Source organism: Streptomyces sp. NPDC051576, from assembly GCF_040681835.1.
Taxonomy (GTDB): domain Bacteria; phylum Actinomycetota; class Actinomycetes; order Streptomycetales; family Streptomycetaceae; genus Streptomyces.
In genome coordinates, this window is the sequence record NZ_JBFAZO010000013.1 from 215,314 (window position 1) to 230,905 (window position 15,592).

The 15,592-nt window shown below is 71.2% G+C and carries 10 protein-coding genes; 7 read left to right on the top strand and 3 right to left on the bottom strand.

Going from position 1 to position 15,592, the window contains the following annotated elements; all coding sequences use genetic code 11:
• The first annotated feature begins 134 nt into the window (after positions 1-134).
• Complete coding sequence (locus AB0M63_RS36395) at positions 135-3,824, top strand: AAA family ATPase (RefSeq protein ID WP_366022365.1); 3,690 nt, start codon at positions 135-137, stop codon at positions 3,822-3,824.
• A 209-nt stretch (positions 3,825-4,033) separates the two neighbouring features.
• Complete coding sequence (locus AB0M63_RS36400; RefSeq protein ID WP_355922700.1) at positions 4,034-5,455, top strand: sugar porter family MFS transporter; 1,422 nt, start codon at positions 4,034-4,036, stop codon at positions 5,453-5,455.
• A gap of 74 nt (positions 5,456-5,529) precedes the next feature.
• On the opposite strand, the gene AB0M63_RS36405 is transcribed toward AB0M63_RS36400, so the two are convergent.
• Together AB0M63_RS36405 and AB0M63_RS36410 are read right to left on the bottom strand one after the other, a co-directional pair.
• On the bottom strand, positions 5,530-5,889 hold the full coding sequence (locus AB0M63_RS36405; protein ID WP_355922697.1) for a hypothetical protein: 360 nt from the start codon (positions 5,887-5,889) through the stop codon (positions 5,530-5,532).
• Between the two features lie 52 nt (positions 5,890-5,941).
• Complete coding sequence (locus AB0M63_RS36410) at positions 5,942-6,913, bottom strand: LLM class flavin-dependent oxidoreductase (protein ID WP_355922694.1); 972 nt, start codon at positions 6,911-6,913, stop codon at positions 5,942-5,944.
• Between the two features lie 135 nt (positions 6,914-7,048).
• Here AB0M63_RS36410 and ftsY point away from each other — a divergent pair, with 135 nt between their 5' ends.
• Positions 7,049-8,236 (top strand): signal recognition particle-docking protein FtsY, encoded by a 1,188-nt coding sequence (gene ftsY, locus AB0M63_RS36415; protein WP_355922691.1) that lies wholly within the window; start codon positions 7,049-7,051, stop codon positions 8,234-8,236.
• 122 nt (positions 8,237-8,358) lie between these two features.
• Here the strand turns inward: ftsY and AB0M63_RS36420 are convergent, their stop codons facing one another.
• On the bottom strand, positions 8,359-9,024 hold the full coding sequence (locus tag AB0M63_RS36420; RefSeq protein WP_366022368.1) for a bifunctional DNA primase/polymerase: 666 nt from the start codon (positions 9,022-9,024) through the stop codon (positions 8,359-8,361).
• Positions 9,025-9,470: 446 nt separating this feature from the next.
• On the opposite strand from AB0M63_RS36420, the gene AB0M63_RS36425 reads away from it, so the two are divergent.
• The 4 genes from AB0M63_RS36425 to AB0M63_RS36440 all read left to right on the top strand — a co-directional run bounded on the left by AB0M63_RS36425 (position 9,471) and on the right by AB0M63_RS36440 (position 15,557).
• Positions 9,471-10,955: a hypothetical protein gene (locus AB0M63_RS36425; protein ID WP_355922685.1), complete on the top strand. Its 1,485-nt coding sequence runs from the start codon at positions 9,471-9,473 to the stop codon at positions 10,953-10,955.
• Positions 10,956-11,410: 455 nt separating this feature from the next.
• Positions 11,411-12,745: an ammonium transporter gene (locus AB0M63_RS36430; protein ID WP_355922682.1), complete on the top strand. Its 1,335-nt coding sequence runs from the start codon at positions 11,411-11,413 to the stop codon at positions 12,743-12,745.
• The gene (locus AB0M63_RS36435) at positions 12,742-13,080 is read left to right on the top strand and encodes a P-II family nitrogen regulator (RefSeq protein WP_003997576.1); all 339 of its coding nucleotides are present in this window, start codon (positions 12,742-12,744) and stop codon (positions 13,078-13,080) included. The genes AB0M63_RS36430 and AB0M63_RS36435 overlap by 4 nt, the downstream gene beginning before the upstream one ends.
• 26 nt (positions 13,081-13,106) lie before the next feature.
• Positions 13,107-15,557 carry a [protein-PII] uridylyltransferase gene (locus AB0M63_RS36440; RefSeq protein WP_355922679.1) on the top strand — a complete coding sequence of 817 codons (2,451 nt, stop codon included), beginning with the start codon at positions 13,107-13,109 and terminating at the stop codon, positions 15,555-15,557.
• Positions 15,558-15,592 lie beyond the last annotated feature (35 nt).

Below are 15,592 nucleotides of genomic sequence, written 5' to 3' on the forward strand. Positions count from 1 at the left end.
GCGTCCCTTCTTTCTTTCCCCCGTAGGTCTCCACCCTCTTTAACGTTTGGTGTGCCCTGCACGTTCAAGGGTGAAACCGCGGGGAACCGGACGTTCATGGAGAGAGCGAGCGGCGGAAGGTAGAGTCCAGCGGCGTGCACCTCAAGGCCCTGACCCTCCGAGGGTTCAAGTCGTTCGCCTCGGCGACCACGCTCCGGTTCGAGCCGGGGATCACGTGCGTCGTCGGTCCGAACGGCTCGGGCAAGTCCAATGTCGTGGACGCGCTCAGCTGGGTCATGGGCGAACAGGGCGCCAAGTCGCTGCGCGGCGGCAAGATGGAGGACGTCATCTTCGCCGGCACCACCGGCCGCCCCCCGCTGGGCCGCGCCGAGGTGTCCCTGACCATCGACAACTCAGACGGGGCGCTGCCCATCGAGTACGCCGAGGTCACCATCACGCGGATCATGTTCCGCAACGGCGGCAGCGAGTACCAGATCAACGGCGACACCTGCCGTCTCCTCGACATCCAGGAACTCCTCTCCGACTCCGGCATCGGCCGCGAGATGCACGTCATCGTCGGCCAGGGCCAGCTCGACTCCGTACTCCATGCCGACCCGATGGGCCGCCGTGCCTTCATCGAGGAGGCGGCCGGCGTCCTCAAGCACCGCAAGCGCAAGGAGAAGGCGCTGCGGAAACTGGACGCGATGCAGGCCAACCTCGCGCGCGTGCAGGACCTCACCGACGAACTCCGCAGACAGCTCAAGCCCCTGGGCCGGCAGGCCGCGGTCGCCCGCCGCGCCGCCGTCATCCAGGCGGATCTACGAGACGCGCGCCTGAGGCTGTTGGCCGACGATCTCGTACGACTACGCCAGGCGCTGAACACCGAGATCGCCGACGAGGCCGCGCTGAAGGAACGCAAGGAAGCCGCCGAACTGGAGCTGCGCAAGGCGCTCCAGCGCGAAGGGCTCCTGGAGGACGAGGTACGGCAGCTCACTCCGCGCCTCCAGCGCGCCCAGCAGACCTGGTACGAGCTGTCCCAACTGGCCGAGCGGGTGCGCGGCACGATCTCGCTGGCCGACGCCCGGGTGAAGAGCGCGACCTCGGCACCGCCCGAGGAGCGGCGCGGGCGTGACCCCGAGGACATGGAGCGCGAGGCTGCCCGGATCCGGGAGCAGGAGGCCGAGCTCGAAGCGGCGCTGGAGGCGGCCGAGCACGCGCTGGAGGACACGGTCGCCCACCGTGCCGAACTGGAGCGCGAGTTGGTCGCGGAGGAACGGCGGCTGAAGGACGTGGCCCGTTCCATCGCCGACCGACGGGAGGGCCTGGCCCGGCTCAACGGCCAGGTCAACGCGGCCCGTTCGCGAGCCGCCTCCGCGCAGGCCGAGATCGATCGGCTCGCCGCCGCCCGCGACGAGGCCCAGGAACGGGCCACCGCCGCGCAGGAGGAGTACGAGGCACTCCAGGCCGAGGTCGACGGCCTCGACGCCGGCGACGCGGAACTCGCCGAGCGGCATGATGCGGCGAAGCGCCAACTCGCGGAAGCCGAGGCCGCGTTGAGCGCCGCCCGCGAGGCGGCCACCGCGGCGGAACGCGCACGTGCCGCCACCCAGGCCCGCCACGAGGCGCTGGCACTGGGCCTGCGCCGCAAGGACGGCACGGGGATACTGCTCGGCGCACGGGACAGACTCACCGGACTCCTGGGCCCGGCGGCGGAACTGCTGACGGTGACCCCGGGCCACGAGGTCGCCCTGGCGGCGGCCTTCGGCGTGGCGGCGGACGCGATCGCCGTGACGACACCGGTATCGGCAGCGAACGCGATCCGCCTGCTGCGCAAGCAGGACGGGGGCCGGGCGGCACTGCTCCTGGCGGGCGCACCGGATGAGCCGAGGCTCGGCGCCGGACCGGGTGGTCGTACTCCGGCCGGGGCGCCCGGTGCCGATGGGGGAGGGCCCGCGGGCGCCGGGGCTGGGCTGCCTGCGGACGGTGGTCTCGTCCCGGGTGCGGTGGTAGCGCCGGTGGACGGGGGTTCTCCTGAGGGCGCCGGCCTCACCTACGCCGCAGACCTGGTCCGTGCCCCCGTCGACCTGGCCCCCGCCGTCCGCCGCCTCCTCCGCGACATCGTCGTCGTCGACACTCTCGAAGCCGCCGAGGAACTCGTCTACGCACGGCCCGAGTTGACCGCCGTCACCGCCGAAGGCGACCTCCTCGGCGCCCACTTCGCGCACGGCGGCTCCGCCGGTGCCCCCAGCCTCCTCGAAGTCCAGGCCTCCGTCGACGAAGCAGCCGCCGAGCTGGAGGAACTGGCCGTACGGTGCGAGGAGTTGGCCGGTGCGCAGCAGGCGGCAGGGGAGCGGCGCAAGGAATGTGCCGCGCTGGTCGAGGAGTTGGGGGAGCGGCGCCGGGCCGCGGAGCGCGAGAAGTCGGCCGTGGCACAGCAGTTGGGGCGGCTGGCCGGGCAGGCGCGGGGAGCTGCCGGAGAAGCCGAGCGGTCCACCGCTGCCGCCGCGCGGGCGCAGGACGCGCTCGACAAGGCCGTAGAAGAGGCCGAAGTGCTGGCCGAGCGGCTGGCCGTTGCCGAGGAGATGCCGGTCGAGGAGGAGCCCGATACCGGGGTGCGGGACCGGTTGGCCGCCGATGGGGCCAATGCGCGGCAGACCGAGATGGAGGCGCGGCTTCAGGTCCGTACGCACGAGGAGCGGGTCAAGGGGCTTGCCGGGCGGGCCGATTCGCTGGACCGGGGGGCCAGGGCCGAGCGGGAGGCGCGGGCGCGTGCGGAGCAGCGGCTCGCGCGGCTGCGGCACGAGGCGGGTGTGGCCGAAGCCGTCGCGTTCGGGGCGCGGCAACTGCTCGCGCACGTCGAGGTGTCGCTCGGCCGCGCCGACGAGGAGCGCACCGCCGCCGACGCGGCCAAGGCACGGCGCGAGCAGGAGCTGGCCGCCGCCCGCAACCAGGGGCGTGACCTCAAGGGCGAACTCGACAAGCTGACGGACTCGGTGCACCGCGGCGAGGTGCTCGGTGCCGAGAAGCGGATGCGGATCGAGCAACTGGAGACCAAGGCGCTGGAGGAGCTGGGCGTGGAGCCCGCCGGGCTGGTCGAGGAGTACGGCCCGCACCAGCTCGTGCCGCCCTCGCTCGCGGCCGAGGGCGAGGTGCTGCCCGAGGACCCGGAGGACCCGCGCAACCAGCCCCGGACGTTCCACCGTGCCGAGCAGGAGAAGCGGCTCAAGGCCGCCGAACGGGCGTATCAGCAGTTGGGCAAGGTGAACCCGCTCGCCCTGGAGGAGTTCGCGGCGCTGGAGGAGCGGCACAAGTTCCTCAGCGAGCAGTTGGAGGACCTGAAGAAGACCCGTGCCGACCTGCTTCAAGTGGTGAAGGAGGTCGACGAGCGCGTCGAGCAGGTCTTCACCGAGGCCTACCGGGACACGGCCCTGCAGTTCGAGGGGGTCTTCAGCCGGCTCTTCCCCGGCGGTGAGGGGCGGCTGATCCTGACCGATCCCGACAACATGCTCACCACGGGTGTGGATGTGGAGGCCCGTCCGCCCGGCAAGAAGGTCAAGCGGCTCTCCCTGCTCTCCGGCGGGGAGCGTTCCCTCACCGCCGTAGCCCTCCTGGTGTCGATCTTCAAGGCACGGCCCAGCCCGTTCTATGTGATGGACGAGGTCGAGGCGGCGCTCGACGACACCAACCTCCAGCGGCTGATCCGGATCATGCAGGAGCTGCAGGAGGCCTCGCAGCTCATCGTGATCACCCACCAGAAGCGCACGATGGAGGTCGCCGACGCGTTGTACGGCGTCTCCATGCAGGGCGACGGTGTGTCGAAGGTCATCTCGCAGCGGCTTCGCTAGTCCGCCCTCAATCCTTCAATTCTTGAACACAATTCCCTGACCTGTGGGGTTCGAAGTCACAGCAGACCCCCTATTGACTTCGAAACTTGAAGGCATAGTCTCTGCAACGTTGCTTTTACCTTCAGGTGGTGGGCAGCGGGAAGCTGTGCGCCACTGGAAGGGTCGCCCCCCCACCCCGGCAGCGACGCCGGTGGCCCCAGGAGTTACACGTGACCAGCACTGCGCAGGCATCCCAGTCAGGAGCCGGGTCGGCTCATCCCGAACATCTCGGGCACGTCATCTTCATCGCGGCGGCGGCCGCGATGGGCGGCTTCCTCTTCGGCTACGACAGCTCGGTGATCAACGGCGCCGTCGAGGCGATCCGCAGCCGCTACGACATCGGCTCCGCGGCCCTCGCCCAGGTCATCGCGATCGCCCTGATCGGCTGTGCCATCGGCGCCGCGACCGCCGGCCGCATAGCCGACCGCATCGGCCGTATCCGCTGTATGCAGATCTCCGCCGTGCTGTTCACGATCAGCGCCGTCGGTTCGGCGCTGCCCTTCGCGCTCTGGGACCTCGCCTTCTGGCGGATCATCGGCGGCTTCGCCATCGGTATGGCCTCCGTCATCGGCCCCGCCTACATCGCCGAGGTCTCCCCGCCCGCCTACCGCGGCCGGCTCGGCTCCTTCCAGCAGGCCGCGATCGTCGTCGGCATCGCGATCTCGCAGCTCGTCAACTGGGGCCTGCTGAACGCCGCCGGCGGCGACCAGCGCGGACAGCTCATGGGCCTGGAAGCCTGGCAGGTCATGCTCGGCGTCATGGTGATCCCGGCCGTCCTCTACGGCCTGCTCTCCTTCGCGATCCCCGAGTCCCCGCGCTTCCTGATCTCCGCGGGCAAGCTGGCCCGCGCCCACGACGTGCTGCGCGAGGTCGAGGGCGACGACGTCGACCTGGACGCCCGGGTCGCCGAGATCGAGCACGCGATGAAGAGCGAGCACAAGTCGACCTTCAAGGACCTCCTCGGCGGTGGCGGCTTCTTCTTCAAGCCGATCGTCTGGGTCGGCATCGGCCTCTCGGTCTTCCAGCAGTTCGTCGGTATCAACGTCGCGTTCTACTACTCCTCGACGCTGTGGCAGTCGGTCGGCGTCGACCCGACGGACTCGTTCTTCTACTCCTTCACGACGTCGATCATCAACATCGTCGGCACCGTGATCGCCATGATCTTCGTGGACCGCGTCGGCCGTAAGCCGCTGGCGCTCATCGGCTCCGTCGGCATGGTCATCGGGCTCGGCCTGGAGGCCTGGGCCTTCTCCTTCGACCTCGTGGACGGCAAGCTGCCCGCCGCGCAGGGCTGGACCGCGCTGATCGCCGCGCACATCTTCGTCCTCTTCTTCGCCCTCTCCTGGGGTGTCGTGGTCTGGGTCTTCCTCGGCGAGATGTTCCCGAACCGGATCCGCGCCGCCGCGCTCGGCGTCGCCGCCTCCGCGCAGTGGATCGCCAACTGGGCCATCACCGCGAGCTTCCCGTCGCTGGCCGACTGGAACCTCTCCGCGACCTACGTGATCTACACGGTCTTCGCCGCCCTCTCCATCCCGTTCGTCCTGAAGTTCGTGAAGGAGACGAAGGGCAAGAAGCTGGAAGAGATGGGCTGACCGGCCCTCCCCGAACTCGGGGAGGCGGGCTCCATCCCCCGCCGCCCGCCTCCCCGAAACCCTCTACGCGGCCGTCACCAGATCAGGACACCGCCGCCGATCTCCCGGGCGCGCACGGCCGCCGCCTCGATGTTGTCCAGCCGGCTCCCGACCAGATCGGCACGCTCGCCGACCGCGGCGGCGACGGCTTCGAGGTTCGCCCGTACCAGCTCCACCTCGCGCAGGAAGTCCGGCACCTCCGAGGCCTCGACGTAGAGGTCGCTGGAGGCCAGCACGGGAAAGTACGTGGCCCCCAGCGCGCGCACGGCAGGCGAACCCCATACGGTCTCGCGCCAGTTCTCGAACCCCGCCGAGTCGTTGCACCCCTCCGGAACGTCGAGCACGTTCCACCGGCCGTCCGCGTCACGCAGGAACACATCCACTGCCAAGGTCATGACCGCAGTGGACCACCGGCGGTCCGGCCGGTCCACCAGTTGCGGGTAAGAGTCACTCCGCGAGCCTCGGCAGCACCCGCTCCGCGAACAGCCGCAGGCTGCGCCATCCCTCCTCCACCGGCATCCCGCCCGCCAGCGGATGCAGTACGAGGTTGTCGAGCCCCAGCGCCACGCACTCGTCCGGCGTGAGGATCCGGTAGACGCCCTCCGCGCGCAGCTCGGCCACGGTGGTGGCCCCCGACTTCACCGCCGAGCGGATCTCCCCGGACTGCCAGGAGGCGTACGTCCGCGCCTCGTGCAGGAAGTGCGCGCCGTACTCCGCCCAGGCCCGGTCCGGGTCCTCGGCGATGTGCAGCAGCGGGGTCTCCGCGCCCGGCATCATGGTCCAGCCCTCGGTGCCGTACTCGACGAGCCGGTCCTTGTAGTACGCCTCCAGGTCCGGCAGATGCGCGCTGGGGAAGAAGGGCAGCCCCAGCCGCGCGGCCCGGCGCGCGGCGGCCTTCGAGGAGCCGCCGACCAGGAGCAGCGGGTGCGGGTCGGAGAAGGGGCGCGGGGTGACCCGCACGGTACGGCCCCGGTACTCGAACTCCTCCCCGGACCACGCCTTCAGCACGGTCTCCAGCAGCTCGTCCTGGAGCCGGCCCCGGCGCTTCCAGTCCACGTCGAACTGGGCGTACTCCTCGGGCCGGTAACCGATCCCGGCCACGGTCACCAGCCGCCCGCCGCTCAGCAGGTCCAGTACGGCGATGTCCTCGGCCAGCCGCAGCGGGTCGTGCAGCGGGCCGATGACCGCGGACACGGTCACGGCGATGTGCCGGGTCGCGCCGAACACCGCGCCCGCGAAGGCGAAGGGCGACGGCAGCCAGTTGTTGGCGACGCCGTGGTGCTCCTCCGTCTGCACGGTGGTGATCCCGTGCTCGTCGGCGTACGCGGCCATCTCCAGGGCGGCCCGGTAGCGGGCGCTGAGCGAGGCGGGGGTGGCACCGGGTTCGACGAGGTTGAAGCGGACGACCGAGACGGGCATGGGAGGTCCCCCTTACGGTGTGTGGTGGGGGACGGTAGCTGACGGTGCATCAGATAGCCATGGGTGCGGACGCCCCGCCGGACGCGCTCCCGCCGCCGTACGGCCGACCGGGAGGTCACGCATACTGGACGGGTTATGGAAACCGTCATCCTTGCTGTAGTCATCGCCGTGGTCGTGCTCGGTGCGCTCGGTGGGCTCGTCGTCGGCAGCCGGCGCAAGAAGCCGCTGCCCCCGCCGCCCACCTCCGTGCCCGACATCACCGCCCCGCCGGCCGAGCCGCACATCGGCGACGAGGCCGAGACGCCGCGCGACGAAGCGCGCCGGACGATAGAGGAGGTGGATCTTCCGGACGGTTCAGCCCCGGTCGCCGTCGAGGAACCGCCCGTACTGGAGGTCCCCGAGCCGACCGCCGGACGGCTCGTCCGGCTGCGCTCCCGGCTCTCCCGCTCCCAGAGCGCGCTCGGCCAGGGGCTGCTCACGCTCCTGTCGCGCGAGCACCTCGACGACGACACCTGGGAGGAGATCGAGGACACGCTCCTCACCGCCGACGTCGGCGTGGCGCCCACCCAGGAACTGGTCGACGGGCTGCGCGCGCGCGTGAAGGTGCTCGGCACCCGCACCCCGCAGGAGCTGCGCACCCTACTGCGCGAGGAACTGCTCAAGCTGGTCGGCACCGACGTCGACCGCACGGTGCGCACCGAGCCCGAGGACCGCAAGCCCGGCATCGTGATGGTCGTCGGGGTCAACGGAACCGGCAAGACCACCACCACCGGCAAGCTGGCCCGTGTGCTCGTGGCCGACGGGCGGACCGTCGTGCTCGGCGCCGCCGACACCTTCAGGGCCGCGGCCGCCGACCAGCTCCAGACCTGGGGCGAGCGCGTCGGCGCCCACACCGTGCGCGGGCCCGAGGCCGGCGACCCCGCCTCCGTCGCCTTCGACGCGGTGAAGGAGGGCAAGGAGATGGGGGTGGACGTGGTGCTGATCGACACGGCGGGCCGCCTGCACACCAAGACCGGGCTCATGGACGAGCTGGGCAAGGTCAAGCGGGTCGTCGAGAAGCACGCGCCGCTCGACGAGGTGCTGCTCGTCCTCGACGCCACCACCGGGCAGAACGGGCTCGTGCAGGCCCGCGTCTTCGCCGAGGTCGTCGACATCACCGGCATCGTCCTGACCAAGCTGGACGGCACGGCCAAGGGCGGCATCGTGATCGCCGTACAGCGCGAACTCGGCGTACCGGTCAAGCTGATCGGCCTCGGCGAGGGCGCCGACGACCTGGCACCGTTCGAGCCGGAGGCGTTTGTTGACGCCCTTATCGGAGACTGATCGCCCCCGGACTTCCGGAAGCGTCACAAGAAGTGCCCGCCCCCAAGGTGCAGTTGGGGACGGGCACTTCGTCGTGACGACCGGCTGTCTACGGCCTGCTGTCTACGGCCGACTTTCTACGGCTATGCGCGCGACCGGTGTGCCACGTACGCCAGCGTCCCCAGCAGCAGCCGTGCCGCCGGCGGTCGGGTCGCCGAGTCCAGGGCGGGGGAGCGGAGCCAGCGGACCGGGCCGAGGCCGCCCCGGTCGGAGGGCGGGGCGGTGATGTGGCTGCCCGGGCCGAGGCCGCGCAGGTCGAGCGAGGTGGGGTCGTCCCAGCCCATGCGGTAGAGCAGCGCGGGGAGTTCGGCGGCGGCGCCGGGGGCGACGAAGAAGTGGGCGCGGTGGTCGGGGGTCGCGGCGACCGGGCCGAGCGGGAGGCCCATCCGCTCCAGGCGGGCCAGCGCGCGCCGGCCCGCGGGCTCGGCCACCTCGATCACGTCGAACGCGCGCCCCACCGGCAGCATCACCGCGGCACCCGGCAACTCGGCCCAGATCCCGGTCACTTCGTCGAGGGTGGCGCCTGCCCGCACCTCCGGCGCGAAGGTCAGCGGATGCGCGCCCGGCGCGGGGCACCCGGTGTCACCGCAGGAACACGCGCCACCCGCGGCCCGCGCGCCCGCGACCACGTCCCAGCCCCACAGCCCGGTGAACTCGGCCACGGCCGTGCACTCCGAGGTGCGGCCGCGGCGGCGCGTGCCGGACCGGATGTCGCGGATACCCCGGCTGCTGCCGATCGTGAAGCCCATGCCCCCTCCAACGGGTCCGACGCACCGGTGGTTACGAGACGGATGCGGATCGTCACTGTGCGTCCACGCCTACCCGGCACCGCACGATCCAGACGGCGCCCCGGGGCAACCCAGGTGGTGCGGTCGACGGCGCGCGCCCCTGCGTGCATCGCTCCGCCCACTCCCGGTCGTCCTATGTCAAGTGAATCGTGCGCGGGCAACCGTTAGTTCATTCGAAGGGGTGGCGAATGGTGGCGTTTCCGGGATCGCCGTGGCTGGACCAGTGATCGTAGGATTACTTTGTGTGCACAAGCCCTCGGGGCACATGCGCTTGTGGGTATGCCGGAGGCAACTCGGCTTCTCGTTCGAAGGGTGACAAGTGCGGGACGGGAAGCAGTATTTACCGGCATTCTGATAGGGCTTGGCGCACAGCGGCGACAAGTGGTTCCAGGGATGGGGGCGTTCCAGTGGGCGGCAACGACGGAAGCGGGACGACCGCGACCAGTACGGACAAGCGCCCCAATGAGCTGCTCGGCTCGTGGTTCGTGCGCAGCGGCTGGTCCAAGGGTGAGCTGGCGCGCCAAGTGAACCGCAGGGCACGGCAGTTGGGGGCCAACCACATCTCCACGGACACTTCGCGGGTGCGCCGCTGGCTGGACGGCGAGAATCCGCGCGAGCCGATCCCCCGCATCCTCTCGGAGCTGTTCTCCGAGCGCTTCGGCTGTGTCGTCTCGGTCGAGGACCTGGGCCTGCGCGCCGCCCGCCAGGCACCCTCCGCGACCGGTGTCGACCTGCCCTGGACGGCTCCGCAGACGGTGGCCCTGCTCAGCGAGTTCTCGCGCAGCGACCTCATGCTGGCGCGGCGCGGCTTCCTCGGGACCTCGCTGGCCCTGTCCGCGGGGCCGACCCTCATCGAGCCCATGCAGCGCTGGCTCGTCCCCGGTCCCTCGGCCGGCCGGACGGAGCCCGAGCCGGTCGGCTCCTCCCGGCACGTCGGGCGGCTCTCCAGGCCCGAGTTGGAGCTGCTGGAGTCCACCACCGCGATGTTCCGCAAGTGGGACGCCCAGTGCGGTGGCGGCCTGCGCCGCAAGGCGGTCGTAGGACAGCTCCACGAGGTGACCGACCTCCTCCAGGAACCCCAACCCGAGGCCACCAACCGCAAGTTGTTCAAGGTCGCCGCCGAACTCGCCGAACTGGCCGGCTGGATGTCGTACGACGTGGGGCTCCAGCCCACCGCGCAGAAGTACTTCGTGCTCGCCCTGCACGCGGCCAAGGAGGCGGGCGACAAGCCGCTCGGGTCGTATGTGCTCTCCAGCATGAGCCGCCAGATGATCCACCTCGGCCGGCCCGACGACGCGCTGGAGCTGATCCACCTCGCCCAGTACGGCAGCCGGGACTGCGCGAGCCCGCGCACCCAGTCGATGCTGTATGCGATGGAGGCCCGCGCCTACGCCAACATGGGCCAGCCCGGCAAGTGCAAGCGGGCGGTCCGGATGGCCGAGGACACCTTCGCGGACGTACACGACTGGGACGACCCGGACCCGGACTGGATCCGCTTCTTCTCCGAGGCCGAGCTGTACGGCGAGAACTCGCACTCCTATCGCGACCTCGCCTACGTCGCCGGCCGCAGCCCCGCCTACGCCTCACTGGCCGAGCCCGTGATGCAGCGGGCGGTGGACCTCTTCAGCGAGGACGACGTGCACCAGCGGTCGTACGCACTCAATCTCATCGGCATGGCCACCGTGCACCTGCTGCAGCGGGAACCCGAGCAGAGCACGGTCCTCGTGGCGGAGGCGATGACCGTCGCCAAGAAGGTGCGCTCCGAGCGCGTCAACACTCGTATTCGAAAGACCGTCGACACCGCGGTCCGTGACTTCGGCGAGCTGGCCGAAGTCGTCGACCTCACCGACCGGCTCGCGATCGAGCTGCCGGAGACCGCCGAAGCGGTCTGACCCCGAGCCCCGGCCGCGGCCGGCCTTCCCGAACCGCCCGACTCGGCTCCCCCATGCCAGGTCATCGGAAGGCCGACCGCGGCCGGTTCCACCTCCTGCGGCCCTTCGCGACTCGTATTCGAAAGGCCGTCCGCGCGACGGTGCGCGATGTCGGTGGCCCGACGGGAATCGCAGGCGTCACCGAGCCCGGTGCCAGGCCGCCCGAAGGCCCGTCGCGGCTGGTTTCACGCCGTCGGGAAAGGTTGCGCCACGATAACGATCGCGCGGCTGGAGATCCGGCAGTTCATCGACGCGTAACACACACGGCGTCTTCGTCACTCCGGCGAAACAACGAGGGGCCTCGACCGAAACCGCGCTGCGCCAATCTCATGGCGCATAACCGGACCCCCCCGCCTTGACCGGACCGCACTCAGGCTTCGCCCGCACGGGGCCGTACAACCGACGAGGAGACGCCGATGGCATCAGCCGCCATCACGCTTGCCGCGGAGGCACCCAAACTGTCCTCCGCGAACACAGGCTTCATGCTCATCTGTTCCGCCCTGGTGTTGCTCATGACACCGGGACTCGCCTTCTTCTACGGAGGCATGGTCCGCGTCAAGAGCACCCTGAACATGCTGATGATGAGCTTCATCAGCATCGGGATCGTCACCATCCTGTGGGTTCTCTACGGCTTCTCGCTCGCCTTCGGCTCCAGCAACGGCTTCATCGGCTGGAACTCCGACTGGCTGGGCATGAGCAACGTGGGACTGACGGAACTCTGGGACGGCTACACCATCCCGATCTTCGTCTTCATGGTCTTCCAGATGATGTTCGCCGTCATCACGCCGGCCCTGATAAGCGGTGCCATCGCCGACCGCGTCAAGTTCTCGGCCTGGTCGCTCTTCGTCGCCCTGTGGCTGACGGTCGTCTACGTCCCGGTCGCCCACTGGGTGTGGGGCGCCGACGGCTGGGCCTACAAGCTCGGTGTGATCGACTTCGCCGGTGGTACGGCGGTCCACATCAACGCCGGTGCCGGCGCCCTCGGCGTCATCCTGGTCATCGGCAAGCGCAAGGGCTTCAAGCGTGACCCCATGCGCCCGCACAGCCTCCCGCTGGTCATGCTCGGCGCCGGTCTGCTGTGGTTCGGCTGGTTCGGCTTCAACGCCGGTTCGTGGCTCGGCAACGACGACGGCGTAGGCGCGCTGATGTTCGTCAACACGCAGGTCGCCACCGCCGCCGCCATGCTCGCCTGGCTCGCCTACGAGAAGATCCGGCACGGCGCGTTCACCACGCTGGGCGCCGCCTCCGGCGCGGTCGCCGGTCTGGTCGCCATCACCCCGTCCGGTGGTGCGGTCTCCCCGATGGGCGCGATCGCCGTCGGCGCCATCGCCGGTGTCGCCTGCGCCGCGGCCGTGGGCCTGAAGTTCAAGTTCGGCTACGACGACTCCCTCGACGTCGTCGGCGTCCACATGGTCGGCGGCATCATCGGCTCCCTGCTGATCGGCTTCTTCGCCACCGGCAAGGGCCAGTCCACCGCCACGGGCGTCCTCTACGGCGACCACACCTTCACCCAGCTGTGGAAGCAGTTCGCCGGTGTCGGCGCGGTCCTCGGCTACTCCCTGGTCGTCTCCGCGGTCCTCGCCTTCCTCCTCGACAAGACCATCGGTATGCGGGTCACCGAGGACGAAGAGGTCGCCGGCATCGACCAGGCCGAGCACGCCGAGACCGCATACGACTTCAGCGGAGCGGGCGGCGGCCTGGGCGGCAGCTCGCTGGCCACCGCCACGGAGACGAAGAAGGTGGACGCATGAAGCTCATCACCGCCGTCGTGAAGCCCCACCGGCTCGACGAGATCAAGGAGGCCCTCCAGGCCTTCGGGGTGCACGGTCTGACGGTCACCGAGGCGAGCGGCTACGGTCGTCAGCGGGGACACACCGAGGTCTACCGGGGCGCCGAGTACACGGTCGACCTGGTCCCCAAGATCCGCATCGAGGTGCTGGCCGAGGACGACGACGCCGAGCAGTTGATCGACGTCATCGTCAAGGCCGCCCGCACCGGCAAGATCGGTGACGGCAAGGTCTGGTCCCTCCCGGTCGAGACGGCGGTCCGGGTCCGGACCGGCGAGCGCGGACCGGACGCGCTCTAAAAGAGAAACAGAACAGGAGTCGCTGGGTGACGAGTACGGACGTGCGCAAGGATGCAGAGGACTCCGGACCCAGCGGCTACGCGGCGGCCCGGCTGCGTCTCCTCACCGAGGAGGCGCGGTCCGGGCCGCCGCGCCGTGCCGCCCTCGCCGAACTGACCGACGACTGGCTGTCCGGCCTCTTCACGGCCGGCTCCGAGGCCGTCAAGGGCGTCTCCCTGGTCGCCGTCGGCGGCTACGGCCGCGGTGAACTCTCCCCGCGCAGCGACCTCGACCTGCTCCTCCTGCACGACGGCGGTGACTCCGGCGCGGTCGCCGCCCTCGCCGACCGCATCTGGTACCCGGTCTGGGACCTCGGCCTCGCCCTCGACCACTCCGTGCGCACCCCCTCCGAGGCCCGCAAGACGGCCGGCGAGGACCTCAAGGTCCAGCTCGGCCTCCTCGACGCCCGCCACATCGCCGGCGACCTCGGCCTGACCGCCGCCCTGCGTACGGCCGTCCTCGCCGACTGGCGCAACCAGGCGCCCAAACGCCTCCCCGAACTCCAGGAGCTGTGCGCCGAACGCGCCGAGCGCCAGGGCGAGTTGCAGTACCTCCTGGAACCCGACCTCAAGGAGGCCCGCGGCGGCCTCCGTGACGCCACCGCGCTGCGCGCCGTAGCGGCCTCCTGGCTCGCCGACGCCCCGCGCGAGGGCCTCGCCGACGCCCGCCGCGCCCTCCTCGACGTACGGGACGCCCTGCACCTCACCACCGGCCGCGCCACCGACCGGCTCGCGCTCCAGGAGCAGGACCAGGTCGCCGCCGAGCTGGGCCTGCTCGACGCGGACACCCTGCTGCGGCAGGTCTACGAAGCGGCACGCGTCGTGTCGTACGCCAGTGATGTCACCTGGCGTGAAGTGGGGCGCGTGCTGCGGTCGCGGGCCGTGCGGCCGAGGCTGCGCGCCATGCTCGGCGGCGGCGCCAAGCCCACCGCCGAGCGCTCCCCGCTCGCCGAAGGGGTCGTGGAGCAGGACGGCGAGGTGGTGCTCGCCCGCGCCGCGCGCCCCGAACGCGACCCGGTCCTCCCGCTGCGCGCCGCCGCTGCCGCCGCCCAGGCCGGCCTCCCGCTCTCGCTGCACGCGGTCCGGCGCATGGCGACCGGCGTGCGACCGCTGCCCACACCCTGGCCCGCCGAGGCGCGCGAACAGCTCGTCACCCTGCTCGGCTCGGGGCAGCCCACCATCGACGTGTGGGAGGCGCTGGAGGCCGAGGGCCTGATCACGCAGCTCCTCCCCGACTGGGAGCGGGTGCGCTGTCGCCCGCAGCGCAACGCCGTGCACATCTGGACCGTCGACCGGCACCTCATCGAAACCGCCGTCCGCGCCTCGGAGTTCGCCCGCCGCGTCAGCCGCCCCGACCTCCTGCTGGTCTCCGCGCTGCTGCACGACATCGGCAAGGGCTGGCCCGGCGACCACTCCGTGGCCGGCGAGATCATCGCCAAGGACGTGGCCGCCCGCATCGGCTTCGACCGCGCGGACGTCGCCGTACTCGCGACTCTCGTACGGCACCACCTCCTCCTCATCGACACGGCCACCCGGCGTGACCTGGAGGACCCGGCGACGGTCCGTTCGGTCGCGGAGGCGGTCGGTACGACGAGCACCCTTGAGCTGCTGCACGCGCTGACCGAGGCGGACGCGCTGGCCACCGGCCCGGCCGCCTGGTCGTCCTGGCGGGCCTCCCTCGTCGCCGACCTGGTGAAGCGGGTCGCCGCCGTCCTGACCGGGGACGCCCCCGAGGAGCCCGAGGCCCTCGCGGCCACCGCCGAACAGGAACGCCTCGCGATCGAGGCGGTGGCGACGGGCGGCCCGGTCCTCGCGCTGCGCGCCCAGACCGAACCCCCGTCCGAAGACGAGCCGGCCGGAGACCCCGAACCGCTCGGCGTGGAGCTGCTGATCGCCGTACCGGAACAGCCGGGCGTACTCCCCGCGGTGGCGGGCGTGTTGGCGATGCACCGCCTCACCGTCCGCACGGCCGAACTGCGTGCCCTGGACCTGCCCGACGGCGTCGAGGGTTCGGTGCTCCTGCTGAACTGGCGGGTCGCCGCCGAGTACGGCTCCCTGCCGCAGGCGGCCCGGCTGCGCGCCGATCTCGTACGGGCCCTGGACGGATCCCTGGACATCGCGGGCCGCCTCGCCGAACGCGACGCCGCCTACCCGCGCCGCCGGGGTGTCGTGGCACCGGCGGCCCGTGTCACGGTCGCCCCCGCCGCCTCCCGGCACGCCACGGTCATCGAGGTGCGCGCGCACGACGCCCCGGGCCTGCTGCACCGCATCGGACGCGCACTGGACGAGGCGAAGGTCCGCGTCCGGAGCATGCACGTCTCCACCCTCGGCGCGAACGCCGTGGACGCCTTCTACGTCACCGGGGGCGAGGGCACGCCGCTGCCGGGGGAGGAAGCGACGGCGGTGGCGCGGAGACTGGAGGAGACATTGCGGGCGTGACCCGGTCTTGTCCAGGGCCTGTCCGGCCGGGATAC